Here is a 24,372-nt window from a genome sequence, read left to right on the forward strand (position 1 = left end):
GATGAGCACGGCAGCAACCCGCACCCCCGCCGGCCCGGTCGGCGCCGGGCCGGCGGGCGACGCCCGGCACACCGTCGAGACCGAGGCGGCCCGGCTGGCCTCCTCCGGCGTCGACCGCCCCGGCCCCTACCTGATCGGCGTCCGGCACCACGCGCCGTCGGTCGCCGCCGTGGTGCCCGCCCTGCTGGACGCGGCGCGGCCGGACGTCCTGCTGGTCGAGCTGCCGAGCGAGTTCCAGCCCTGGCTGGCCTGGCTGGCCGACGAGGACACCCGGGCCCCCGTCGCGCTGGCCGCCGCGCCGGCCACCGGCGGGGAGGACGGCGCCGGGCCGGCCTTCTACCCCTTCGCCGACTTCTCGCCGGAGCTGGCCGCGCTGCGCTGGGCGGCCCGCAACGGCGTGGAGGCGCTCGCCTGCGACCTGCCCCTCGCCCATCGCGAGGAGCACCGCCGCGCCGGCGGGCCGGCCGGCGGGCCCGGTGTGGCCGAGGCCCTGCGGGCCCGGCTCACCGGCCGCCCCGACGAGGACCTCTGGGACCGCCTGGTGGAGACCGCCGCGCCGGGCTCCACCCCCGAGGCGGTCCGCCGGGCGGCTCTGCTGGTCGGCTGGGCCCTGCGCCGGGACGCCGAGGGCGACGGCCACGCGCCGGGCAGCGGCGTGGACCCGTACGACCTGCGGCGCGAGGCCTGGATGCGGGAGCGGATCGCCGAGGCGACCGCCGGCGGGCGCCGGGTCGCGGCCGTGATCGGCGCCTTCCACGCCCCCGCGCTGCTCGACGCGCACCAGCCCGCGCCCGGGACCGAACCGGCGGGGACCGAACCGGCTGGGACCGAGCCGGGCGGGACCGAACCGGCCGGGCCGGGGGAGGGCCGTGGCGCCGCCGCCCCCGACCTGCCCGCCGCCCCCGACGCCGGGCACGTCGTCTCGCTGATCCCCTACACCTACCCGCTGCTCGACGCCCGGTCCGGCTACCCCGCCGGCATCCGTGACCCCGAGTGGCAGCACGCCGTGCTCGACGCCGGCGGCGACCCGGCCCGGCTGGCGGACGCCCTCACCCTGGCCGCCGTCCGGATCTGCGAGGCGCTGCGCGGTCAGGACCACCCCGCCGGGCCCGCCGACGGCCGCGAGATCGTCCGCCTCGCCGGGGACCTCGCCCGGCTGCGCGGCCTGCCCGGCGGCGGCCGGGGCGAACTCGTCGAGGCCGTCCAAACGGTTCTGGCCCAGGGCGAACCGCTGGGCCGGGGCCGCGCCGTCGCCGCCGCCCTGGAGCAGGTGCTGGTCGGCAGCCGCACCGGGCGCCCCACCCCGGGCGCGCCCCGCAGTGGCCTGGCCCCCGCCGTCGAGGCCCTGCTCGCCGAACTCGGCCTGCCGGGCCCGGCCGACGGCGCGGACACCCCCACCGGGGCCCGGACGACCACTGCGAGGGGTACCGGCGCCCGGGCCGGCGACGGGACGGGACCGCGCGAGCTGCGGCTCGACCCGCTGCGCTCCGCCCTCGACCGCCGCCGCGAACTGCTGCTGCGCCGGCTGGAGGCCTGCGGCGTCCCCTACGGGGAGAGCGTCGCGACCTCCGGGGCCGGCGGGCTGGAGGCCCTCGGCACCCGCTGGCGGGTGCACTGGACGCCGGCCGTCGCCGCCATGCTCACGGTCGCCGGGATGCGGGGCGTCACCCCGGCCCAGGCCGCCGAGGGCGCCCTGCGCGAGCGTCTCCGCCGGGAGGCCGAGGGCGAGGGGACGACCGCCCGGCAGGCCGTCCAGGGCCTGGCCGACGCGGCCGCCTGCGGGCTGCCCGTACTGGCCGACAGCCGGCTCGCCCAGCTCGCCGACCTGCTGCCCGCCACCGGCACCCTGCCCGAACTCCTGGAGGCGCTCGCCCTGCTGGACCGGCTGGCCGCCGGGCACATCGCCGGGCTGGAGCCGGCCGACGAGCGCACCCGGGCCGTCGCCGAGGTCGCCGAGCTGCTGACCGTCGCCGCCGTCCGGCAGTTGGAGGGCCTGGGCGGCTCCGACGACCCGGCCGACGCCCGGGCCCTGCTCGAACTGGCCCGCCGGGCCGACGAGTCCGGCGGGGTCCGGCTCGCGCACACGGTCGCCCGGCTGGCCACCGACGGCACCCCGCTGATCCGTGGCGCCGCCGGGGCCGTCCAGGTGCTGCTCGGGCAGCGCCCGCCCGCCGCCTTCGGCGACCGGGCGGCCTCCTGGGTGGACGGCGCCACCGATGCCGACTCCCGGCGCACCCTGGCCCGGGCGCTCACCGGCCTGCTCAGCGCCGCCGAGGGGCTGCTCAACACCGCCCCCGGCGTCCTCGAACCGCTGCTGGAGCGGGTCACCGCCCTGCCGGACACCGCCTTCCTGGACCGCCTGCCCGCTCTGCGCGGCGGCTTCGACACCCTCAGCCCGGCGGCCCGCGACCGGCTGCTCGCCCTGGTCGAGGAGCGCCTCGGCGAACGCGTCGACGCCCTGCCCGACACCCTCGACCCGGCGCTGCTCGCCGCCTGGACCAGGGCCGACCTGGTGGCCCGGCGGGCCCTGCAGGCCCGCGGCCTGCTCACCGCCCCGGCCCCGGAGGCCGCCGGGCCCCAGCCCGGGGTCGCCGCCGCGGTGCCCGCGATCACGCCGGTTCCCGTCATCACCTCCGTGCCGGTCACCGCTCCCGTTCCCGTGCCCGGTGCCACCGCGGTGCCGGCGCCCGTTCCCGCCGCCGCCGAGCTGGCGCCCGCCGACCGCTGGCGGCTGCTGCTCGGCCGTCCCGGCAGCCGGGGCCTGAGCGGCCGCTCCGCCCGCCTCGCCACCGCCCTCGACGAGCTCTACGGCACCGGCCGCGGCGAAGGCTCCGGCGCGGACGCCGCGCCCGGCCGGGGCGGCGGGCGGGAGGCCCCCTACCCGGGCGTGCGCGAGTGGTCCGAGGAGCTGGCCGCGCTGTTCGGGGCCGGCATCCGAGAGGAGGTGCTGGCCGCCGCCGTCGAGCACGGCCGCACCGACGCCCTCGCGGCCATCGACCCCGACGCGGTCCGGCCCTCCGTCGACCTGCTGCGCACCGTCCTGGACCACGCCGGCGGGCTGCCCGAGGCCCGGCTCGCCGCCCTGCGCCCGCTGGTCCGGCGGCTGGTGGAGGAGCTGACCCGGGAGCTGGCGACCACCCTGCGCCCCGCGCTGACCGGGATCAGCGTGCCCCGTCCCAGCAGCCGCCCCGGCGGCGGCCTCGACCTGAACCGCACCATCCGGGCCAACCTCGCCACGGCCCGCCCGGGCCCGGACGGCGGCACGCTGATCGTCCCCGAGCGGCCGGTCTTCCGGACCAAGGCCCGGAAGGCCTCCGACTGGCGGCTGATCCTGGTCGTCGACGTCTCCGGCTCGATGGAGGCGTCCACCGTCTGGGCGGCCCTGACCGCCTCGATCCTGGCCGGGGTGCCCTCGCTGAGCACCCACTTCGTGGCCTTCTCCACCGAGATCGTCGACCTGACCGAGCGGGTGGACGACCCGCTCGGCCTGCTGCTGGAGGTCCGGGTCGGCGGTGGCACGCACATCGCGGCGGGCCTGCGGTACGCGCAGAGCCTGGTCACCGTGCCCTCGCGGACGCTGGTCGCGGTGATCAGCGACTTCGAGGAGGGCTACCCCCTCGGCGGCCTGCTGGCGCGGACCCGCGCCCTGGTCGGCGCCGGCTGCCACCTGCTGGGCTGCGCGGCCCTGGACGACGCCGGGCGCGCCCGGTACTCGAAGGCGGTGGCCGGGCAACTGGTCGCCGCCGGCATGCCCGTGGCGGCGCTCAGCCCGCTGGAACTGGCCCGCTGGGTGGGGGAGAAGATCCGATGAGTCCGAACACCGAGCAGAACACCGCGGGCCGGAGCGGGGCGGCCCTGCCGTCGGTCCGGCCGGAGGTGGTCGCCGAGGTGGTGGCCGCGCTGTCGCCGCGGCTGCAGAAGCGCCTGGACGGCGCCGCCGCCAAGCTCACCGGCCGTCCGGTGAGCCGGGAGGGGGACGACTGGCTGATCGACGTCGACGAGGACGTCCGGCTGGTGCTGCACGCCCCCGGCGGCGTCATCCGCACGGCGGCCGACGTCGGCTGCGGCTGCCTGCTGGCCCCCGCCTGCCTGCACCGGGCGGCTGCGGTCACCGCGGCCCCGCTCGCGGACCCGGCGGCCGAGGAGCCCGGGACGCCCGGAACCGCCGCCGGGGCCGATGCCGCCGGGAACGACGCGGCCGGGGTCGACGCGGCCGGGGCGGAGACGCCCGAGGCCGCCGGGACACCGGCCGGCCTCGCGGGCGCCGCCGAGTCCCCGGCCGCCGAGTCCCCCGCCGGCGAACGGCCGGCCGGCGAACCCGGGTCCGCACCCCTCACCCCCGCCGAGTCCGCCGCCGCCCAGCGGCTGCACGCCTCCGCGGCGGCCGCGCTGGCCGCCGGGGTGAGCGGCGCGGGCGGCGTCCTGCAGGCCGAGCTGCTGCGGGCGGCCCACCAGGCCCGGCTGAGCGGCCTGCACCGGCCCGCCGCCGCCGCGGTCGCGGTGGCGACCCGGCTGCGCGCCGCACGCACCGGCGAGCCGGACCACCGGCTGGCCGACCTGACCGCGGCGCTGCGCGACCTGCTGGACCTCGCCACCGCACTCGGCGCCCCGGCCGCCGGCGCTCTCGACCCCGTCACCCTGGCCGGGCTGCGCGGCACCGCCCGCCAGGCCTACCAGGAGGCCGGCGGCCTGCGCCTGTACGGACTCTTCGCCGAGCCCGTGCTGACGGCCACCCACGCCGGGGTGCTCAGCTGGGCGGTGGACGCGTCCGGGCGGCTCAGCACCGTCGCGGAGATCACCCCGCACACGGACGCGGCCACCGCCGCCCCGCAGGCCCTGGCGGCCGGGGGCCGCGCGGTGCGGCTGGGCGACACCATGCTCAGCCACCGCGAGTTCACCCGGGCCGGCCTCTCCGTGCAGGGCGCCACCCGCTCGGCCTCGGGCCGGCTCGGCGCCGGGGCCAAGGTCCGCGCGGTCCGGGCCGCCGGGGCCGCCTGGACGGCCGAGCCGCTGGCCCGGCTCTGGGCCGAGCCGCTCGACGCCCAGATCGCCCGGGCGCTGGCCTGGGCCGCCCTGCCCTACGACAGCCGGCCGGCCGGTGGCGACCTGCTCTTCCTGGACGTCACGCTGGCGGGCACCGCGGCCCACGGGGACACGGCCGCCCCGCAGTTGCTGGCCCGCTGCGAGGGGCTGACGGTGGCTCTGCGTCCGGCGCACGACCACCCCGGTCTGGCCCACCGCGCCAACCTCGCGCTGCTGGCCGCCCGCCCGGGCCTGCGGCTGCGGGTGATCGGGCGGCTGGAGCGGGCCGCCCGGCCCGAGCTGCGACTGCTCGCGGTGGGCCCGGCCGTCCCGGAGCACCCGTCCGGCGGGGACGAGGCGCAGAAGGGGGACGAGGCGCCGGGCGCGGACGTGACGCTCGCGCTCGCCGCCGACCGCGCCGGCCGGATCAACCTCGGCCTGGAGCGTCTGCAGCGCGCCGACCTACCGGCGGGGTCCGGTCCGGACGACGGTCCGGACGCCGTCCCGGCCTCGCTCCCGGAGCTGCTCCTGGACCTCCCCGGTCCGTCCGGCACCGGCTCCGCCGCGGTCGAGGCCCCGGTGCACCTGCTGACCCGCCGGGTCGAGCAGGCCGTCACCGGCGGCCGCCGCGCCCTCGGGGCGGCCGCCTCCGGCGCGGTCCGGGACTCCGGCGCCGTCGACGGGCGGCACCTGCGCGCGGCCGGGCTGGCCACGGCGGCCCTGCTGCTGGACGGCCTCCGGGAGAGCGCCACCGACCAGGGGCGGGACGTCTTCGGGCGGATCGTCGGCGACGACCACCGCGCGTACACGGCCGCCTGGCTGGCCGCGTCCTGCTACGGGGAGGAGCTGGCCACCGCCCTGTGTGCGGCGGCCTGGTCGCCGCCGGACGGTCGCTGAGCGGCGCCCCCGGCCGGGCCCGGGCCGCCACCCCCTGACCTGGGGCCGATCGGGGCCGATCGGTGGCGGCCCGCCCGGCTGCCCCCGCCGCCCCGCCCCCCGCCCCCTGTCCCCTGTCGCCGCGGGCCGCGCCCGCCCCGGCGTCACGGGACCAGGGCGTCACGGGATCAGGACGAGCTTGCCCGTGACCGCCCGTCCGGCGCTGATCCGGTGCGCCTGCCCGGCCTCGGCCAGCGGCAGGGTCAGGCCCACGTGCACCCGCAGCGCCCCGGCCACGACCAGGTCGCGCAGGGCGGCGAGGTCCTCCGCGGACCGGTGCACGACGACCGGCTCGAACCGCACGCCCGACGCGTGCGCCTCCTCCGGCGTCAGCCCCGGGTCGTGGTCGATGGCGCTGACGATCAGCCCGCCCGGCCGCAGCACCGCCACCGAGCGCCGCGCGTTCTCCCCGCCGACCAGGTCGAACACCACGTCCACCGGCTCTACGGCGCCGGCGAAGTCGGCCAGGGTGTAGTCGATCAGCTGGTCCGCGCCGAGCTTCTTCAGGATGGTGTGCTTCTCCGCCCGCGCCGTCCCGATGACGTACGCGCCGCGCGCCTTGGCGATCTGGACGGCGAGGTGGCCGACGCCGCCGGAGGCCGCGTGGATCAGCACCCGCTGCCCCGGCCCGATCCCGGCGATCCGGACCAGCGCCTGGTAGGCGGTCAGACCGGAGAGCGAGAGGGCGCCGGCCTCGATCACCGGCAGCGCCGCCGGCCGGTGCGCGAACTCTTCGGCGGGGGCGGCGACGTACTCGGCGTAGGCGTTGCCGGCCTGCGGGAAGTGCGGCATGCCGAACACCTCGTCACCGGCCGTGAAGCCGGTGACGCCCTCCCCGACGACTTCGACGGTGCCGGCGACGTCCCAGCCGAGCGAGAAGGGTGGCTCGCCCAGCAGCGGGAAGTATCCGGCCCGGACGGCCAGGTCGACCGGGTTGACGCCCGCCGCCTGCACCTTGACCAGGATCTCGCCCGGCCCCGCGACCGGGCGCGCGGTGCTGACCTGCTCCAGCACCTCGGGGCCGCCGAGGCTCTGCTGGGTGATGGCGTTCATCTGCGGGGCGGCGTGCTGAGGGTGCGTCTGAACCGACATGGGAGGACCTCTTCCAGGATGGTGACCGGCTGTGACCACCATCCTGGTCGAGCCGGTATCCCTTGTGAAGAAGGCACCTTGACGGTATATAGGTACCTTATGGATACCACCTCTGAACTGGTAGGACAGCGAGTCGCCGATGTCTACCTGCGCGAATGCGCGTCACGCTCGGTACTCCAGCTGCTCGCCAACAAGTGGACCTTCCTGGTCCTCGGCGCGCTGGCGGACGGACCGCAGCGCTTCGGCGTCCTGCTGCGGCGCGCGGACGGCATCACCCAGAAGAGCCTCACCCAGACCCTGCGCGGGCTGGAGCGCGACGGGCTGCTGTCCCGTACGGTCTACCCCACGATCCCGCCCCGGGTCGAGTACGAGCTGACCGACCTCGGCCGCAGCGTCGGCGGTCTGATCGGCCAGATCAACGTCTGGGCCGAGGCCAACCTCTCGTCGGTGGTCGCGGCCCGCGAGGAGTACGACGAGCACGTCGGGGAGGAGCCCCGCCCGGTCACCCGCTGACCTTCGGCCGGCCGGGCCGGCCGGCGCCGCCCGCCCCGGTCCGGCCCGCTGTCCCGTCAGGCCCGCTGCCCGGTCACGCCCGCCCTCCGGTCGATGCCAGCAGCTCGGCGAGCGCGGCGTCCTCGGTCATCGGGCGGGGCGGCGCCTTCATCAGCAGGGCCGACACCGGGTCGAGCACGCCCGAGATCCCGCGCTCCAGCGCCAGGCGGCAGTACCGGACGGCGTCCAGCACGTTGCCGGCCGCGCTCGGCGAGTCGTCCACCGTCATCCGCAACTCGATCTCCAGCGGCGTGCCGCCGAAGGCCGAGCCCTCCAGCCGGATGAAGGCGACCTTGCGGTCCTCCAGGAAGGGGATGTACTCCGCGCCGACGTGCACGGCGGCGGCCGGGAGCGCCCCGCCCTCCGTGCCGCCCGCCATGCCCTGCGCCTTGGTGGCCTGCTTGCTCCGCAGCCGCTCCGGGTCCTGCATGTTGAGGAAGTCCATGTTGCCGCCGTTGTTGAGCTGGTAGGTGCTCCGCAGGCGCACACCGTTGCGGGCCAGCGTGTCCAGCAGGGCGTGGTGCACCAGGGTCGACCCGAACTGGCTCTTCAGGTCGTCGCCGACCAGCGGCAGGCCGGCCCGCCGGAAGCGCTCGGCCCACTGCGGCGACCGGGCCACCACCGAGGGCATGCAGTTCACGAAGGCGCAGCCGGCCAGCAGTGCCGCCTCCGCGTACAGCTCGGTGGCCTGCGGGCTGCCCACCGGCAGGAAGTTGACCAGCACCGCCGTCCCGGTGGCGCGCAGCCGCTCGGCGATCTCCGCGACGCCCGCCGAGCCCCGGGCGTCGATCCGGCCCGCCGTGGTGCGCCCCACGCCGTCGCCCAGGAAGCCCTCGGTGACCGGCACGCCGAGCGGCGGCACGTCGGCGAAGCGGCGCGCATTGTTCGGCGCGGCCAGGATCGCCTCGGAGAGATCGCGGCCGATCTTCCCGGCGTCGACGTCGAAGGCCGAGGTGAACCGCACGTCGGCGACGGAGTACCCGGCGCAGACCGGGTTCGGCAGCCCCACCGGGTCCGCCCCCTCGGCGCCGTAGAAGGCGACCCCCTGCGCCAGGGAGGAGGCGCAGTTCCCGACCCCGACGATGCCCACGTTCACAGTGCCCACTGGATCCCCCGCGCGTCGCTCCGGCCGCCCGGTCGGCCGCCGGTCAAGATCATCGAACCTATCCGGCATCCTGTCAGGTCCGCGTAAGAAAACGTCCCGGCCCGGTCGGGGGTGCCCCGCCGCCGGCCCCGGCCCGGACCGATCGGGTGAACGGCGGCGACGGGCCCGGCGGGCGGCCGGGCGGCCGTCCGGGCAGGTGGTAGGGATGGGCCCCAGGAAGACCACGTCCCTGGAGCGGCCCGGTATGCAGTGGTTCGCGGCGCCCGAGTACTGGCTGGGCCGGCTGCTCGTCCAGCGGATGGTCGCCGCCGTCTACCTGCTCGGCTTCCTGGCCGCCGCCCGTCAGTTCCGGGCCCTGATCGGCGAGCACGGGATGCTGCCGGTGCCGCGCTTCCTCGACCGGGTCCCGTTCCGGCAGGCCCCGGGCCTGTTCCAGCTGCACTACTCGGACCGCCTGTTCGCCGCCGTCGCCTGGACGGGCTGCGCCCTCTCCGCCGCCGTGCTGGCCGGCCTGGCGGACCTGGTGCCGCTCTGGGCCTCGCTGCTGCTCTGGGCGGCGCTCTGGGCCGGCTACCTGTCCATCGTCAACGTCGGGCAGGCCTGGTACTCCTTCGGCTGGGAGTCCCTGCTGCTCGAGGCGGGCTTCCTGGTGGCCTTCCTCGGCAACGACGAGGTCGCGCCGCCGGTGCTCACGCTCTGGCTGCTGCGCTGGCTGGTGTTCCGGGTCGAGTTCGGCGCGGGGCTGATCAAACTGCGCGGGGACAGCTGCTGGCGCGACCTGACCTGCCTGCGCTACCACCACGAGACCCAGCCGATGCCCGGCCCGCTGAGCTGGTTCTTCCACCACCTGCCCGACCCGCTGCACCGGGTGGAGGTGGCGGCCAACCACGTCACCCAGCTGCTGGTGCCGGTCTGCCTCTTCCTCCCGCAGCCCGTCGCCGGCCTGGCGGCCTGCGTCATCGTCGTCACCCAGCTCTGGCTGGTGGCCTCCGGGAACTTCGCCTGGCTGAACTGGCTGACCATCGCCCTGGCGCTGTCCGCCGTCGACGCCACCCGGCTGGACGGCCTGCTCCCGCTGCCGGCGCCGCCCGCCCACGGGCCGGCGCCCGGCTGGTTCGAGGGCCTGGTGATCGCGACGGCCGCCACGATCACCGTGCTCAGCTACTGGCCGGCCCGCAACCTGCTCTCCCGTCGCCAGGTGATGAACCGCTCCTTCAACCGCTTCCACCTCGTCAACACCTACGGCGCCTTCGGCAGCGTCAACCGGCTCCGCCAGGAGGTGACCGTGGAGGGCACCGACGATACCGAGATCACCCGGCACACGGTCTGGAAGGAGTACCAGTTCCGGGGCAAACCGGGTGATGTCCGGCGGCTGCCTCGCCAGTTCGCGCCCTACCACCTCCGCCTGGACTGGCTGATGTGGTTCGCCGGCATCTCGCCCGAGTACGCCCGGCCCTGGTTCCTGCCGTTCGTCGCCAGGCTGCTGGAGAACGACCCGGACACCCTCCGGCTGCTGCGCGTCAACCCGTTCCCCGCCGCACCACCCGCCCACGTGCGGGCCGTCCTGCACCTCTACCGGTTCACCGACCGGCACGAACTACGGGCCACCGGCGCCTGGTGGCACCGGACGGCCCTCCACGAGTTCCTGGGACCGACCGACCGGGAGGCCCTCCGCCGGACCGGCCACGGCCTCGCCGGCGCCCGCCCCGCCGGCCGGCGCCGCGCCCTGCGGACCGTGCCGCTCGCCCCGCCCGGCCACCGCGGCCGCGAGCGGCCCGCGACCCCGGCGCCGCGGCCGCCGGACCATGACCGGGCCGCGGGCGGCGACCGGTGACCGGGGCCGCCGCCGGCCCGTCCGGGGAAACGACAAAGGGGCCGGTAGAGGGGTCTCGCGCGCCACACCGGTCCGTCGGACGGTGGGTGCGTGCAAGCCTCGAACGGGCACCCGTATTCTGGGCGTCCACACCGGATGCCTGCCGCGGCCAACGCCCGACCCGCCGCAGCCGCGCACCGCCGGTCGCCTTCTCCGCCAGTCCCCGCCGTAGTCGCCCTGCCAGGAACCGGACTTCACATGACAGTGCTTCACTCGCGCAACGCCGACGCAGCCGACGTATCGGACCTGGACGAGGCCCCAGCCCAGGACGGCAGCACCGAAACCGACCTCAGGGCGGACCTCGGCAAGTACGCCGAGCTGGGCGCCTTCACCCTCAGTGCCGACACCCACGCCTGGTACGAGGCCGTCGACACCGTCGCCACCCCGGAGGACGCCCGCGCCGCCTCCACCGTCCTCGCCGAACTCCGCGGCCGCGACCTGCAGCAGACCTGGCAGTCGGTCACCCGGCTCGCCGGGGACGCCGGCCTGGAGGAGCCCGGCACCGTCGCCAAGGCCGCCCTCCTGGTCGAGCTGCTCCAGCGCGTCCACCGCACGTCCGCCACACTGGACGGCGCCGCCTACGACACCGACCTCGACGCGCTCACCGCCGCCACCGCCGCCGGCGCCTGGCGCAAGGAGCGCGGGGTCAAGATCTCCTGGCTCCGCGCCCGGACCCTGCGCAAGCAGGCCCAGACCCTCGCCACCGGCCGGCTGCGCCGCGAGGAGCTGCACGACGCCCTGGCCGCCGCCGAGGTCGAGCGCCGCGCCTGGGCCGTCTTCGCCCCCGAGGGCGCCCGCCCGGTGGCACCGGCCGACGGCGAACTCGTCGACACCACGGCGCAGGCCTTCGAGGCCATCAACGCCGGGCTCGCCGGGCTCGCCCGCCTGCTGCCCGCCCGCGACCTGGACGCCCTGACCTTCGAGGAGCTCACCGAGCTGGTCGAGCGTCTCGCGGACGACGAGGGAACCCTCTACCGCCTGCCCACCATCCGGGGGCTGCGCGCCACCCTGGAGGAGAACGGCCTCGCCGAGCTCCTCGCCGAGCTGACCGCGGCCCGCGCCGACCGCCGTGCCGCCGAAGCCGCCTACCAGCGTCACATCGGCGGGGCGGACGCGGCCCGTCAGGCCCTGGCCGGCGGCCAGCGTGACGGCCAGGCCGAGGCCGACGCCGAGGTCGTTGAGGTCACCGAGACCGTCGAGGTCACCGAGGTCGTGGCCGAGGCCACGGTCGAGGCCGACGTCGCGGCCGCCGCCGACGTCGCGGCCGCCGCCGAGGTCGCGGCCGCTGTCGTCGCCGAGGTGGAGACGGAGGCCGTGATCAGCATCCCGGCGCCCGCCACCGAGGACGCGGCCCTGGCCGTGGCGGCGGTCGAGGTCGAGGTCGAGGCTGAGGCTGAGGTCGAGGCCGTTGAGCCGGAGGCCGCAGCGGCTGACGTCGTTGAGCCCGAGGTCGAGGTCGTCGAGATTGCCGAGACCGCCGAGGTCGTGGTCGAGGCTGTCGAGCCCGAGGTCGTCGAGGTCGTCGAGGTCGAGGTCGTGGCCGAGGCGCACACCGACGCAGCGCCCGAGGCCGCGGAGCCCGAGGCCGTCGAATCCGAGCTTGCGTCCGTCGCCACGGTCGTGGACCCTGAGCCGGTCGCTGAGGTCGCTGAGGTCGCTGAGGTCGCTGAGGTCGCTGAGGTCGCTGAGGTCGCTGAGGTCGCTGAGGTCGCTGAGGTCGCTGAGGTCGCTGAGGTCGCTGAGGTCGCTGAGGTCGCTGAGGTCGCTGAGGTCGCTGAGGTCGCTGAGGTCGCTGAGGTCGCTGAGGTCGCTGAGGTCGCTGAGGTCGCTGAGGTCGCTGAGGTCGCTGAGGTCGCTGAGGTCGCCATCGAGACCGAGATTGCCGAGGCCGCCGAGACCGAGACCGAGACCGAGCTCGCCGAGCCGGCCAAGGTCGTCCGTCCGCGCCGTCCCAAGAAGCCTGACTTCACGCCGGGCAAGCCGGTCACGGCCTACTCGGCCGCCGAGCTGCTCGCCGTGGTGCGGTGGATCGACGGCGACGCCGTCGAGCGCACCGACGAGGAGCTGCTCCGCGCGGCCATGAAGGAGTTCGGCTTCGCGCGGCTCGGTCCCCGGATCAAGGAGGCCCTGGGCACCGCGGTGTCCGAGGCCCGTGGCTGACCCCCTGCACCGCCGAGGTACCCCGTAGCAGCCGAGAGCCCGGCGGATCCGTCCGCCGGGCTCTCGTGCGTGCCGGTCGCCGCGTGCCGCCTGCCGTCACCGGCGGCCGGCGGTCAGCCGGCGGCGTTCCAGGGGGCGCTCGCCATCAGGGCCTTGACGTTGGCGACGTAGCCGGGGTTCGGGATGACCAGGCTGCCGGTGGTGGTGTTGGTGACCGGGTCGGTGACGGTGTTGTAGTGCACGTTCCCGGCGCCGGCGTTGTAGGCGGCGATCACCAGGTCGAGCAGCGGGGTCCTGCCGGTGGCCGGGTCCGGGGCGAGGTCGTACTTGCCGCCGAAGCCGGAGTCGCCGTAGTAGGCGACCAGCCAGTCGATCAGCTGGGTGCCGAGCTGGACGTTGCCCTCCAGCGTGTTCGGATCCGACTTGGCGGCGAACTTGCCGTTCATCCAGGTGACGGTGTCGGGCATGACCTGCATGGTGCCGATGCCGCCGTCGCAGGCGAGGATGCCGGACTGCCAGCCGCTCTCCTGCCAGGCGATCGCCTTGACCAGGTTCGCGGGCAGCGGCGGCATCCTGTCGGTGCCGCCGTTGCTGAGGTTCAGCACCCGGGACTGGCCGGCGGCGGTGCTCAGCGCGGCGCCGACCGCCGCCTTGGGCTCGTTCGGCCTCGGGTAGCTGGGCTTGCAGGCGCTCTGCAGCGGCGGGACGTGGGTGGTGGCGGGGGCCGGCGGCGGCGGTGCCGCCGGGCCGGGCTTGGCGACCGGCAGGGGAGCGGGCGCCGGCGCGGCCGCGGCCTGCGGTGCGGCGGCCTTGCTGGTGGGGACCGCCGTGGGCTTGGGGCCGGCGCTCCGGCTCGGCGTGGCGGTGGCGGTGGCGGCCTTGGCGGACGGGCTGGCCGGGGCACTGGGTGAGGCGCCTGGCGTGTCGCTCGCCGCCGGTGCCGGCGCGGGTGTGCCGCTCGCGCTCGCCGATGCGGCGGCCGCGGGTGCGGCGCCGGCCTCGGTGCTCCCGCCGCCCTGCGTCCGGTGGCCGCAGGCGGTGAGCAGCGCGCCGGACAGCGCCACCGCCGTGAGCAGAACCGTCGCCCGCCGTGCGGACCTCGTGTGCATCCGGAACCATCCCCCCGTGGACGAACCATGCTCGAAAGAAGCGTCATCCTACGGCCCGTGGTCCGACGGCCGGTCGGCAGGGCCCCGGCCGGCGCTCCGTCAGGCCGGTGTGCCCTCCCCGCTCTCGCTCCCGTCCCCGATCGGATTTCGGTCCCCGGCCCCGGCCGCGGGCAGCCGGGCGGCCAGCTGGGCGGCGAGCAGGGCCGGCGCCTCGGCCAGCGACGGGCCGTACCAGGTCAGGTGCCGACCGTCGACCAGGGCGGCGGGCACCCCGGGAAAGGCCTCCGGGCCGTCCTCGGCGCTGAAGCGGTACGGCTCGTCCGGCAGGACGACCAGGTCCGGGTGCGCGGCGTTGAGTTCGGAGACCGGGACGGCGGGGTAGCGCTCGGCGTGGTCGGCGTGCAGGGGCGGGGCGCCGAGCCGGCGCAGCAGGTCCCCCGCGAAGGTGTCCCGGCCGAGCACCATCCAGGGCCGGCGCCAGACCGGCACCACCGCGCGCAGCGGCGGGCCGGGCGGCCGGACGCCCGCCCAGGCGGCCTCCGCCTCGTCCAGCCAGGCCGGCCGGGCCAGCCCGCAGGCGAGGCCGAGCATCCGGTCCAGGGAGGCCAGGGCCTGGTCCAGGGTGCGGATCCCGGTGACCCAGACGGGCAGGCCGGCGGCGCGCAGGGCGTCCAGGTCGGGGAGCCGGTTCTCCTCCTCGTTGGCGAGCACCAGGTCGGGGGCCAGCGCGACGATCGCCGGTACGTCCGGGTTCTTGGTGCCGCCGATCCGGGTGACCCGGAGGTCCGCCGGGTGGGTGCACCAGTCGGTGGCCCCGACCAGCAGGCCGGGCGCGGTGACGGCCACCGCCTCGGTCAGCGAGGGCACCAGCGACACCACCCGCCGCACCGCGCCCAGCCGGACGGCCTGCCCGAGGTCGTCGTGGAGCGTGCGGACGGCGGTCGGGCCGTCCGACGGATCGCCGGTCGGACCGGCGGGCGGGGCGGTCGGACCGGCGGGCGGATCGGTGCGGTGGTCGGCCATCCGGTCACGATAGCCGGGGCCGTGCTCCGGGGCGGGGGAGTGCCGGCCCCGCCCCGGGAGGGCGGGTCAGCGCGGCCGGGCCGCCAGTTCCTCGAACCGGGGCAGCAGTGCGGCGGGCGCGGGCAGTGCGGCGTTCTCGGCCAGCAGGGCCTCCGCACCCGCTCGCAGCGCGGGGTCGGTGAGCAGCCGGCCGAGCAGGTCGCCGTCGACCTCCTCGGACTTGGCGCGGAGTCCGGCGCCGGTCGCCACCAGGGCGTCGGCGTTGGCGAAGTGGTCGGCCCCCTGGGGGAGGATCAGCTGCGGGATGCCCACGGCCACACCGGTCAGCATGGTGCCGGAGCCGCCGTGGTGCACCACCGCGTCGGCGGTACCGAGCAGTTGGGCCAGCGGCGCCCAGGGCAGCGTCCGGACGTTGGCGGGGAGGTCGCCGAGCAGCGCGAGGTCCGCGCCACCGAGCGCGAACAGGAACTCCGCGTCCACGGTGCCGGCCGCCTCGGCCAGCCCGGTGATCGACCGGACCCCGTCCATCTGCGTCAGCACGGTGCCGAGGGTGACCACCACCCGCGGCCGGCCGGCCCGGCGCAGCAGGTCGGCCGGCAGGATCCCGCCGCCGTTGTACGGGACGTAGCGCGTGCGCCAGCCGTCGCCGTCGCCGCCGAGCGAGGCGGGCAGCACGTCCAGCGCGACCGGCCGGGCCGGGCCGGCGACCTCGTGCTCCTTGTAGACGTCCTCGAAGTGGCCGGCCAGCCGGGCGACCATCTCGTGGCCGGAGACCACCCCGAAGTTGTGCAGCACCGAGGGGATCCCGAGCTTCGCCGCGACCAGCGGCGCGGCGGCCTGGAAGGAGTCGTAGACCAGGACGTCCGGGGCCCACCGCTCGGCGGCGGTGAGCAGGCCGTCCACGGTGGGCCGGGAGAGTTCGGCGAAGCCGACGGCCGCGAGGTCGAAGATCTCCTCCTGCGTCTTGTCGTGGTTGACGTAGGTGGAGCCGCGTTCGGCGGCCCGCTCGAAGGCCTCCTGGATGCTGGTGCCGTCGCCGATCTCGACGATCGGGAAGCCGGCGTTGCGCAACTGCTCCAGCGGCTGGGACCCGGCGAACAGCACCTCGTGCCCGGCGGCTCGCAGCGCCTGGGCGGTGGGCACCATCGGGAACAGGTGGCCGGCCGCGGCCGGTCCGGTGAAAAGTATGCGCACGGTCTGCTCCTGGCTCGGTAGGGAAAATGGCGAAGCATGGCGAAGCAACTCGTAGTCTCGCCGCCATAGCTGATGATTCGTCAAACAATGTGGAGGTGACCGCTCACTACCGGACGATTCGTGGGCGCCCCTTGCCAAAGCCGGGCCGAGCTGATCCCGGCCGGTGCCGGCGGTGCGCCGCCGGTGGGCGGCGGCCCGTGCGTGCTGCCGTGCGTGCCGCCGCGTGTGCCCTGCCCGTGCACCTCGTGCCGTGCGGGCCTGCCGCGGCGGCTCCGCCCCGGCGGAACGGCCCCGGTGGCCGGGCCGCCCGGACGTGGGGCTCCGGCGGCCGGCCGGGTAGGTGCGGATCGTCCGAATCCCGGTGGCGTCCTTGTCCGTTCCGGCGCGGGCCCGGCGGCGGCCGTCGCCCTAGCGTTCGGGGACCACGGCGACGAGAGGCGGCACCGGTGAACTGGCTGATCCACGACTACCGCGAGGACGATCTTGCGGCGGTCGTCCATCTGATCGACACCACGGCGGAGCTGGGACAGGAGTCCGTCTTCTCGCTGGCGGAGTGCATCGGGGCTCTGACCTCCCGGCAGCCGGCGGTGGTCGCGGTGCACCAGGGCGCGCCGATCGGCGCGGCGCTGGCCTGTGTGGCGGGGGAGCGGGCCTGGGTGATGCGGATCGCGATCGCGCCGGCCTGGCGCGGCCGCGGCCTGGCGAGTTCGCTGCTGCGCGAGCTGGAGCGGCGCCTGGTCGCTGGCCGGGTGCGGCGGATCGCGTACGTGCTGCCGGAGGAGGAGCTGCTGGGGGAGGGCCTGCACAACGCGGGGTACGCCCGGCGCCCGGCGGCCGCCTACTTCGAGAAGACCGAGCCGGCCGGCGGCCCGGCGACCGGACTGCTGGAGGAGCTGGGCGGGCGGCTGCTCCCCGGCGACCTGTGGGAGCGGGTGGCGGGGATGGAGGCGGAGAAGAACCTGATCGAGCGGCGGGTGGTGCTGCCGCTCGCCGAGCCGGAGCGGGCCGCCCGGCACGGGGTGCGGGCGCCGCGGGCGATCGCCCTGTTCGGGCCGCCCGGGACGGGCAAGACCACCTTCGCCCGGGCCATCGCCTCGCGGCTGGGCTGGCCGTTCGTGGAGCTGCTGCCGTCCAGGCTGGCCGACGAGGGGAACCTGGCGGCCGCGCTGCGGGACGCCTTCGCCCGGATCGGGCAGTTGGAGCGGGCCCTGGTCTTCATCGACGAGGTGGAGGAGATCGCACCGGTCCGGACCGAGGGTGTGCAGGGCGGCATGCACGGGGTGACCAACGAGCTGCTCAAGCTGATCCCGGGGTTCCGGGAGGGTGAGGAGCGACTGCTGGTGTGCGCCACCAACTCGGTCCGCTCGCTGGACCCGGCGTTCCTGCGCCCGGGGCGCTTCGACTACCTGATCCCGATCGGCACCCCGGACGCGGCGGCCCGGGCGGCGATCTGGTCCCGCTACGCGGCCGGCCGCGCGGACGTGGACCTGGACGTGCTGGTCGGCGCCAGTGACCTGTTCACCCCGGCCGACATCGAGCACGCCGCCCGGGTGGCCGCCCAGAGCGCCTTCGAGCGGGACCTCACCGCGCCCGACGGCACCGAGGGCGCGAGCACCCGGGACTACCTGGGCGCGATCGAGCAGGCCAGGCCGACCGTCACCCCGGCGATGATCGAGGAGTTCGGCGCGGACATCACCTCGCACGCGCGGGTCTGAGAGCGGGTCCGGGACCGGTGCCTCGGCACGTCCGGGGATTCCGCACCCGGGCGACATCACTATCAGTCATACCTTAGGGAAATAAGCATGGTTTGACACCAAACCAGTCGGTGCCCGCTAAATGTGGGCACCGACAGGTACAGGGAGAGGCACCATGAGCGCAGTCGCGGGGACTTCCACCGGAGCGGATTCCGTCCGGACCGACATCGACCTCGCCGACCCCCGGTTCTGGAAACTCCCGCCCACCGCCCGGGCGAACGCCTTCGCCGAACTCCGCAGGCTCCCCGGCCCGGTCTTCTTCACCGAACGGCCCGCCACCGGCAAGCACCCCGCCAAGGGCTTCCACGCCCTGGTCCGGCACGCCGACGTGGTCGAGGCCAGCCGGAACGCCGGCGTCTTCATCAGCGGCCCCGGCGTCACCACCCCCGAACCCGCCCGCTGGGTCCGCACCCTGTTCGGCGACTCGATGGTCAACCTGGACGACCCCCGGCACGCCCAGCTCCGCCGGATCATCTCCCGGGCCTTCACCCCGCGCCTGCTCGCCCGCGCCGAGGACGACATCCGCCGGGTCGCGGCCCGGCTGGTCGACCAGGTGATCGAGCAGCGCCCTGCGGACTTCGTCACCTCCGTCGCCGCCGAGCTGCCGTTCCAGGTCATCTGCAACATGATGGGCATCCCCGAGGAGCCCCGCCGCGGCATCCTCGACCAGGTCAACCACGCCTCCGAGCACACCGGCGTCGACCGGCCGCTGCGCAGCCGGATCCGGATCCCCGGCCGAGGACTGCGCGCCCTGGCCCGGATGCAGGGCATGGTCGCCGACCTCGGCCGTGAGCGCCGCCGCCGTCCCGCCGACGACCTGATCACCGCCCTGGTCACCGCCGACGTCGACGGCCGCCACCTCACCGGCCGCGAACTCGGGGCCTTCTTCTCCCTGCTGCTGGTGGCCGGCGTCGAGACCACCCGCAACGCCCTCACCCACGGGCTCAGCCTGCTCACCGAGCACCCCGGCCAGCGCGAACTGCTGCTCTCCGACCTCGACCGGCACCTCGGCGGCACGGTCGACGAGATCATCCGGCACGCCACGCCGATCATCCAGTTCCGCCGCACCCTGGCCGCCGACCACGAGCTGAACGGCACCCGGCTCGCCGAGGGGGACAAGGTGGTGCTCTTCTTCGGCTCGGCCAACCGGGACGAGGCCGTCTTCACCGACCCGGACGCCTTCGACATCACCCGCTCGCCCAATCCGCACCTCGGCTTCGGCGGCGGCGGCCCGCACTACTGCCTCGGCGCCCACCTGGCCCGCCAGGAGATGAAGGTGCTGCTGCGCGAGCTGTTCACCCGGCTGCCCGACCTGCGGGCGACCGGCGCGCCCGAGCTGATCCCGTCCAACTTCGACAACCGGGTGAAGTCGCTGCCCTTCGCCTTCGGCACGCCGGCGGCCTGAACCGGGCCCGACGGCCACCGAGGTCGCCCGGGGCGAACCCGAGCCCGCGAGGACCGGTCCACCGCCCGGGGGCAGCGCCGCCCGCGGGCGGCCGTGCGGCACAATGCCGCGGTATGACAACGGGACCTGACAGCGCCACCGCCCACGCCTGGACCGCGCTCGGTGGCGACGAGGCACTGCTGGAGCGGGTCGCCTTCCACGGCCCGCCGGGCCTGCCGGACGACCGGCTGCCGGTGCGGGAGCTGGCGCGGGCCACGGTGGCGGCGTGCTCGCTCGCCGCGGCCGAACTCACCGCGGCCCGGGGCGGGCGGGCCGTGCCCGGCGTCCGGGTCGACGAGGGCGCGGTCGCCACCGCCTTCGTCAGCGAACGCCATCTGCGGATCGACGGCCGGCCGGCGACCACCTTCGCGCCGCTCTCGGGCTTCTGGCGGAGCGCCGACGGCTGGGTCCGCACCCATGCCAACTACCCGCACCACCGCGCCCGGCTGCTGGCCACCCTCGGCCTCCCGGACGGCGAGGACGAGGCCGCCGTCCGCAAGCTGGCGGCGGCCCTGCGCGAGCTGCCCGGCGAGCAGGCCCAGGAGCGGGCGTACGCGGCGGGCGCACTGGTCGTCGCGGTGGCGGCCCCGGGGCCGCCGGCCGGACACCCGCTGGTCGGGACCGTCCGCGTCGGCGAGGCCGCCGCCCGGCCGCTCGCCGACGCGCCGCTGCCCTGCACCGGGATCCGGGTCCTCGACCTCACCCGGGTGATCGCCGGCCCGGTCGCCGCCCGCACCCTGGCGCTGTTCGGTGCCGACGTGCTCCGGATCGACCCGCCGCACCTCCCGGAGTCCGCGGACGCGCACGCGGACACCGGCTTCGGCAAGCGCTCCACGCGCCTCGACCTGGCCGCCCCCGCCGACCGGGCCGTCTTCGAGGACCTGCTGGGCACGGCCGACGTCGTCCTCACCGGCTACCGCCCGGGCGCCCTGGACCGCCTGGGCCTCGCGCCCGAGGCCCTGTCGGAGCGGCGGCCCGGCCTGGTCGTCGGGCAGCTCGACGCCTGGGGCCGGAGCGGCCCGTGGGCCGGACGGCGCGGCTTCGACAGCCTGGTCCAGGCGGGCACCGGCATCGCCGCGATCGAGGCCGGCCCGGACGGCAGCCCCGGGGTGCTGCCCGCCCAGGCCCTGGACCACGGCACCGGCTACCTGCTGGCCGCCGCCGTCCTGCGTGCCCTGACCGACCGCGGCGCCTCGGGCGGCGGCCGTCTCCTGCGGCTCTCCCTGGCGGGCACTGCCGACTGGCTGCTGCACGGCATCCGGCGGCCCGCCGCCGCGGGGGGCGCCGCCGGGCCGGCCGACCCCGATCCGTGGCTCGCCGAACGGGACTCCGCGATCGGCCGGCTGCGGTACGCGCTGCCCCCGGCCGGGTACGAGGGCGGGCCCGCCGACTGGTCCCGCCCGCCGGGGCCCTGGGGCACCGACGCGCCGGTCTGGGCCTAAGGCCCCGAGGGCGCAGCCGGGCCGCGGGCACCGGGCCTGACGGCGTCACGGCTGCCCGGAGGCGGGCCGGTGGCTGTGTACGCCCCGGTCGCCGCTGGACCGCCGAGGCCTTCGCCGGGACGACGGCGGACACGGGCGTCAGCCGCTGAGCCCGGTGACCCGCATGGTGATGTTGAGCCGCCCGGCGGCCAGGCCGCTGGCCGGGTCGCAGGTGCCCGGGCGCACCTTCGGCACGCCGTGGTACGCGAAGCGGGACGGGCCGCCGAACACGAACAGGTCGCCGGAGGCCAGTTCGACGTCCGTCCAGGGCCTGGTGCGGTTCTCGGTGTTGCCGAACCGGAAGACGCAGGTGTCCCCGATGCTCAGCGAGACCACCGGGGCGGCGGACTTCTCGTCCTTGTCCTGGTGCATCCCCAGCTTCGCCTCGCCCTGGTAGAAGTTGATCAGCGCGGTGTCGGGCGTCCAGTCCTCGCCGGCCGCCGGGTCCTGGTAGGCCTCGACGAGCGCGCGGCGGCCCAGTTCCACCATCCAGCCGGGGAAGGGCGCCACCGGAAGGCCGTTCACGTCCTCCGCGATCCGGGTGTAGCGGTACGGCAGCCAGTGCCAGCCGATGCAGACCGTCTGCACCGACATCACGCCGCCGCGCGGCAGCCTGGTGTGCCGGATCGGCACCGGTCCGACGGCCCAGCCCCGGCAGGCGGCGACCAGCTCCCGCTGCCGGTCGAGGTCCAGCCAGCCCGGGACGTGGACCGCGCCCGGGGCGATCTCCGTCCGGGTGCCGGGCGCGGGCCGGCCGCCGGTGCCCCGACCGGCCCCGGGGCGGGCGCCGGGAAGGGGGTCGGGGAGAGGGAAGAGCGCGTCCACAGCCGCCGTCCTGCCGTTCCTGGTTCCTTGCCTGGTCCTGCTACGAGGATGCTACGGACTCCGGTCGGCCGGCCAGGGCGGCCGCCGCGCCCTCCAGGACGAGCAGCTGTCGCTTGCGCTCCGTCCCGCCCGCGTAGCCGGTCAGCGAGCCGTCCGCGCCGATCACCCGGTGGCACGGGCGGACGATCATCAACGGGTTGGCCCCGTTGGCGGCCCCCACGGCCCGCGCACCGTTCGGCAGGCCCAGCTCGGCGGCCAGCCGGCCGTACGTGGTGGTGCTCCCGTACGGGATGGCGTCCAGGGCAGCCCAGACCCGGCGCTGGAAGTCGGTGCCGGTGACCGTGCACTCCAGGTCGAACCGGGTCAGTTCGCCGTCGAAGTACCGGGCGAACCGGTCGGCGATCACCTCGAACGCCGCCGGGTCGCGCCGCCAGTCGGGGCGGACGGTCACGGCACGTCCGGTCCCCGGTACGCAGGCGGCCGCCAGCGCGGTGCCGCCGACCGCGGTCGGGGACTCCTCTCCCACCAGCAGCAGGGTGCCCAGCGGGCTGTCGATCGTGGTGTGGACAGTCATCTCAGCCGTCGTCCTGTTCGTGCGTCCTCGGTGTCCTTCACCACCACTCTGCGGGTTCCGCCTGGTCGTGTCCGGCGGAAATCGGACACGACCCTTCCCGCACGACCCTTCCCGGACCGGGCCGCTGCGCGACCGGGCCGGGGAAGGTCGGCCCGGTGGCCTCCGGTCCTGCCCGGCCCGGGAGATCTCCCCCTGGTCATCCGGCCGTCACCCGGAACACCCCTCGCAGCACTAGGATCTGACGATATGACTCATGAAGGGTGGGGGAGCCCCTCGGTCGAGCCGCCGCAGCAGCACTACATCGTGTGCGGCGGCAACGCGCTGGCCCACCGGCTGGTCCTGGAGCTCGTCGAGCAGTACGACGTCCCGGTCGTGGCCCTCGTCCCCGACCGCACCCGGGACCACGCCCCGCGGATCGAACAGATCCCCGGTGTCGCGGCCGTCGTGGAGTACACCAGCCTCACCGACGAGGCACTGCGGGCGGCCCGGGTGGAGACCGCCCGCGGGATCGCGCTCGTCGACGGCAGCGACCAGGACCACATCCACGCGGCGCTCAGCGCCCAGGGCCACAACCCCGGTATCCGGATCGTGCTGCGGATGTTCAACCAGCGCCTCGGCGACAACATCGAGCGCCTGCTGTACAACGGCACCGCGCTCTCCGGCTCCGCCACCGCCGCCCCCGCCTTCGCCAACGCCGCGCTCGCCCGCCCCAACTCCGTCCGGGTCGGCGACCGCTTCCTGTACGTCGCCTACGACGAGGACATCGACGCCGGCCAGGTCTGCGTGGTCGCGGACCGGATCGACCGGCAGGACCTCGGCCGGCTGCGCCTGCTGCCCGACCTCGGCGGCCGGTCCGCCGAGTTCGTCGAACTGGCCCGGCGGTTCGGCGACGACGGCCCGGTCCGCCCCGCGGGCGGGCCGGCCGGGGCGTCGGAGCCCGGCGTGGACCCGGAGCCGGCGGCCTCGGATCCCGCCCCTGAATCACGACCCGAACCTGAATCAGGACCCGCCCCCGAAGCAGGACCCGAACCTGAACCCGCCCCCGCCCCCGAACCCGTCGCGGACCCCGCGGCCGGGGTGGCCGCCCTGCAGAGCCTGCCGAGTGAGCCGTCCGTCCGGATCCCGTGGTTCCGGCGGCTGCGCTGGCGGCTGCTCGACACCCTGCGCTACGTCACCAGCGCCCGGTTGAGGCTGGTCCTGCTCACCGCGCTGGCCGCCGTCCTCTTCTCCTTCGCGGTGATCTGGTACCTCAACCGCGACTTCGGCTGGACGCTCTACCTGGCCCTGCTGGACCTCGCCGGCGCCGCCCAGCCCGACCAGCCCGGAGGGGGCGCCGGCGGCACCGGGGGGACCTGGCAGCGGGTCGCGCAGGTCGTCATCACGTTCTGCGGCATCACCTTCGCCCCGGTGGCCACCGCGATCATGGTGGAGGTGCTCGCCTCCGGCCGCCGCGGCCCGGCCCGCAACCCCGGCGCCGGCACCCGCGACCACGTCGTGGTGGTGGGCCTCGGCAACGTGGGCACCCGGGTGGCGGCCCTGGTGCACGAACTCGGGGTCCCGGTGGTCTGCGTCGAACGCGACCCGCAGGCCCGGGGCGTCGCCGCCGTCCGCACCCTGGGGATCCCGGTGGTGGTCGGGGACGCCACCCTGGAGACCCAGCTGCGCCGGGCCCGGATCCACCGCGCCCGGGCGGTGGTCGCCGTCACCAACGACGACGCGGCCAACCTGGAGGCCGCCCTGGAGGCCCGCGCCGTCCGGCCGGGACTGCGGGTCGTGCTGCGGCTCTTCGACGACAACTTCGCCCACCACGTCTACGCGACCCTGGACAACGCGGCCTCGCGTTCGGTCTCCTACCTGTCCGCCCCGGCCTTCGCGGCCGCCCTGATGGGGCGTGAGGTGCTCGGCACCCTCTCGGTCTTCCGGCACGTCCTGCTGATCGCCGAACTGCGGGCCGACGAGGGCAGCGGGCTGGTCGGCATGAACCAGCACGACATCGAGGACCCGGGCGGGGTGCGGGTGATCGCCGTCCGGCCGGCCCGGCGTCCGCGGGAGTACCTCTGGAACCACCCCGACCGCACCCGGCGGCTGGTGCCGGGCGACCGGGTGGTGGTCGCCGCCACCCGGAGCGGCCTGGCCCGGCTCAACACCCCGGTGCCCGGAGCCGACCGGCCGGGCACCCGGTAGGGGCCGCGGCCGGGCCCACCCGGGCGGCCGCAGCGCGGCCCCGG

At 76.3% G+C, this 24,372-nt stretch carries 16 protein-coding genes; 9 read left to right on the forward strand and 7 right to left on the reverse strand.

Annotated elements, in window-relative coordinates:
• Nucleotide 1 precedes the first annotated feature (1 nt).
• Both J2S46_RS30695 and J2S46_RS30700 read left to right on the forward strand, forming a co-directional pair.
• Nucleotides 2-3,811, forward strand: coding sequence for a vWA domain-containing protein (locus J2S46_RS30695; RefSeq protein ID WP_191287813.1), 3,810 nt, complete (start codon nt 2-4; stop codon nt 3,809-3,811).
• Nucleotides 3,808-5,919, forward strand: a complete 2,112-nt coding sequence (locus J2S46_RS30700; RefSeq protein WP_191287814.1) for a hypothetical protein — start codon at nt 3,808-3,810, stop codon at nt 5,917-5,919. The genes J2S46_RS30695 and J2S46_RS30700 overlap by 4 nt, the downstream gene beginning before the upstream one ends.
• A gap of 159 nt (nt 5,920-6,078) precedes the next feature.
• Here J2S46_RS30700 and J2S46_RS30705 read toward each other — a convergent pair whose 3' ends face one another.
• Nucleotides 6,079-7,050, reverse strand: coding sequence for an NADP-dependent oxidoreductase (locus J2S46_RS30705; RefSeq protein WP_229911969.1), 972 nt, complete (start codon nt 7,048-7,050; stop codon nt 6,079-6,081).
• 99 nt (nt 7,051-7,149) lie between these two features.
• Between J2S46_RS30705 and J2S46_RS30710 the strand changes: the two genes are divergently transcribed.
• Nucleotides 7,150-7,563: a winged helix-turn-helix transcriptional regulator gene (locus tag J2S46_RS30710; RefSeq protein ID WP_190211984.1), complete on the forward strand. Its 414-nt coding sequence runs from the start codon at nt 7,150-7,152 to the stop codon at nt 7,561-7,563.
• A 73-nt stretch (nt 7,564-7,636) separates the two neighbouring features.
• Here J2S46_RS30710 and J2S46_RS30715 read toward each other — a convergent pair whose 3' ends face one another.
• The gene (locus tag J2S46_RS30715; protein ID WP_229911971.1) at nt 7,637-8,698 is read right to left on the reverse strand and encodes an inositol-3-phosphate synthase; all 1,062 of its coding nucleotides are present in this window, start codon (nt 8,696-8,698) and stop codon (nt 7,637-7,639) included.
• 253 nt (nt 8,699-8,951) lie between these two features.
• Here J2S46_RS30715 and J2S46_RS30720 point away from each other — a divergent pair, with 253 nt between their 5' ends.
• Nucleotides 8,952-10,541: a lipase maturation factor family protein gene (locus J2S46_RS30720; RefSeq protein ID WP_191288277.1), complete on the forward strand. Its 1,590-nt coding sequence runs from the start codon at nt 8,952-8,954 to the stop codon at nt 10,539-10,541.
• A 237-nt stretch (nt 10,542-10,778) separates the two neighbouring features.
• Nucleotides 10,779-12,740: a hypothetical protein gene (locus J2S46_RS30725; RefSeq protein WP_307351830.1), complete on the forward strand. Its 1,962-nt coding sequence runs from the start codon at nt 10,779-10,781 to the stop codon at nt 12,738-12,740.
• A 113-nt stretch (nt 12,741-12,853) separates the two neighbouring features.
• Here J2S46_RS30725 and J2S46_RS30730 read toward each other — a convergent pair whose 3' ends face one another.
• From J2S46_RS30730 to J2S46_RS30740, 3 genes are all read right to left on the reverse strand, one after another.
• The gene (locus tag J2S46_RS30730) at nt 12,854-13,849 is read right to left on the reverse strand and encodes a lytic transglycosylase domain-containing protein (RefSeq protein ID WP_191287817.1); all 996 of its coding nucleotides are present in this window, start codon (nt 13,847-13,849) and stop codon (nt 12,854-12,856) included.
• A gap of 99 nt (nt 13,850-13,948) precedes the next feature.
• Entirely contained in the window at nt 13,949-14,737 is a 789-nt protein-coding gene (locus J2S46_RS30735; protein ID WP_229912122.1) for a helical backbone metal receptor, read from the reverse strand.
• A 201-nt stretch (nt 14,738-14,938) separates the two neighbouring features.
• On the reverse strand, nt 14,939-16,066 hold the full coding sequence (locus tag J2S46_RS30740) for a glycosyltransferase (protein WP_191287818.1): 1,128 nt from the start codon (nt 16,064-16,066) through the stop codon (nt 14,939-14,941).
• Nucleotides 16,067-16,512: 446 nt separating this feature from the next.
• On the opposite strand from J2S46_RS30740, the gene J2S46_RS30745 reads away from it, so the two are divergent.
• From J2S46_RS30745 to J2S46_RS30755, 3 genes are all read left to right on the forward strand, one after another.
• Nucleotides 16,513-17,781 carry an ATP-binding protein gene (locus J2S46_RS30745; RefSeq protein ID WP_191287819.1) on the forward strand — a complete coding sequence of 423 codons (1,269 nt, stop codon included), beginning with the start codon at nt 16,513-16,515 and terminating at the stop codon, nt 17,779-17,781.
• A gap of 154 nt (nt 17,782-17,935) precedes the next feature.
• The gene (locus J2S46_RS30750; protein ID WP_191287820.1) at nt 17,936-19,225 is read left to right on the forward strand and encodes a cytochrome P450; all 1,290 of its coding nucleotides are present in this window, start codon (nt 17,936-17,938) and stop codon (nt 19,223-19,225) included.
• 113 nt (nt 19,226-19,338) lie between these two features.
• Complete coding sequence (locus J2S46_RS30755; protein WP_191287821.1) at nt 19,339-20,706, forward strand: CoA transferase; 1,368 nt, start codon at nt 19,339-19,341, stop codon at nt 20,704-20,706.
• Nucleotides 20,707-20,844: 138 nt separating this feature from the next.
• On the opposite strand, the gene J2S46_RS30760 is transcribed toward J2S46_RS30755, so the two are convergent.
• Nucleotides 20,845-21,471 carry an alpha-ketoglutarate-dependent dioxygenase AlkB family protein gene (locus tag J2S46_RS30760; protein ID WP_191288278.1) on the reverse strand — a complete coding sequence of 209 codons (627 nt, stop codon included), beginning with the start codon at nt 21,469-21,471 and terminating at the stop codon, nt 20,845-20,847.
• A gap of 139 nt (nt 21,472-21,610) precedes the next feature.
• Complete coding sequence (locus tag J2S46_RS30765) at nt 21,611-22,144, reverse strand: methylated-DNA--[protein]-cysteine S-methyltransferase (RefSeq protein ID WP_191287822.1); 534 nt, start codon at nt 22,142-22,144, stop codon at nt 21,611-21,613.
• Nucleotides 22,145-22,390: 246 nt separating this feature from the next.
• Here J2S46_RS30765 and J2S46_RS30770 point away from each other — a divergent pair, with 246 nt between their 5' ends.
• Nucleotides 22,391-24,328 (forward strand): NAD-binding protein, encoded by a 1,938-nt coding sequence (locus J2S46_RS30770; RefSeq protein ID WP_191287823.1) that lies wholly within the window; start codon nt 22,391-22,393, stop codon nt 24,326-24,328.
• Nucleotides 24,329-24,372: the final 44 nt, after the last annotated feature.

Source organism: Kitasatospora herbaricolor, from assembly GCF_030813695.1.
Classification (GTDB): domain Bacteria; phylum Actinomycetota; class Actinomycetes; order Streptomycetales; family Streptomycetaceae; genus Kitasatospora; species Kitasatospora herbaricolor.

Bases quoted from the DNA above. Each gene is read 5' to 3' on its own strand.
- J2S46_RS30695 (WP_191287813.1), top strand. From the start codon at position 2: ATGAGCACGGCAGCAACCCGCACCCCCGCCGGCCCGGTCGGCGCCGGG.
- J2S46_RS30700 (WP_191287814.1), top strand. From the start codon at position 3,808: ATGAGTCCGAACACCGAGCAGAACACCGCGGGCCGGAGCGGGGCGGCC.
- J2S46_RS30705 (WP_229911969.1), bottom strand. From the start codon at position 7,050: ATGTCGGTTCAGACGCACCCTCAGCACGCCGCCCCGCAGATGAACGCC.
- J2S46_RS30710 (WP_190211984.1), top strand. From the start codon at position 7,150: ATGGATACCACCTCTGAACTGGTAGGACAGCGAGTCGCCGATGTCTAC.
- J2S46_RS30720 (WP_191288277.1), top strand. From the start codon at position 8,952: ATGCAGTGGTTCGCGGCGCCCGAGTACTGGCTGGGCCGGCTGCTCGTC.
- J2S46_RS30725 (WP_307351830.1), top strand. From the start codon at position 10,779: ATGACAGTGCTTCACTCGCGCAACGCCGACGCAGCCGACGTATCGGAC.
- J2S46_RS30730 (WP_191287817.1), bottom strand. From the start codon at position 13,849: ATGCACACGAGGTCCGCACGGCGGGCGACGGTTCTGCTCACGGCGGTG.
- J2S46_RS30750 (WP_191287820.1), top strand. From the start codon at position 17,936: ATGAGCGCAGTCGCGGGGACTTCCACCGGAGCGGATTCCGTCCGGACC.
- J2S46_RS30755 (WP_191287821.1), top strand. From the start codon at position 19,339: ATGACAACGGGACCTGACAGCGCCACCGCCCACGCCTGGACCGCGCTC.
- J2S46_RS30765 (WP_191287822.1), bottom strand. From the start codon at position 22,144: ATGACTGTCCACACCACGATCGACAGCCCGCTGGGCACCCTGCTGCTG.
- J2S46_RS30770 (WP_191287823.1), top strand. From the start codon at position 22,391: ATGACTCATGAAGGGTGGGGGAGCCCCTCGGTCGAGCCGCCGCAGCAG.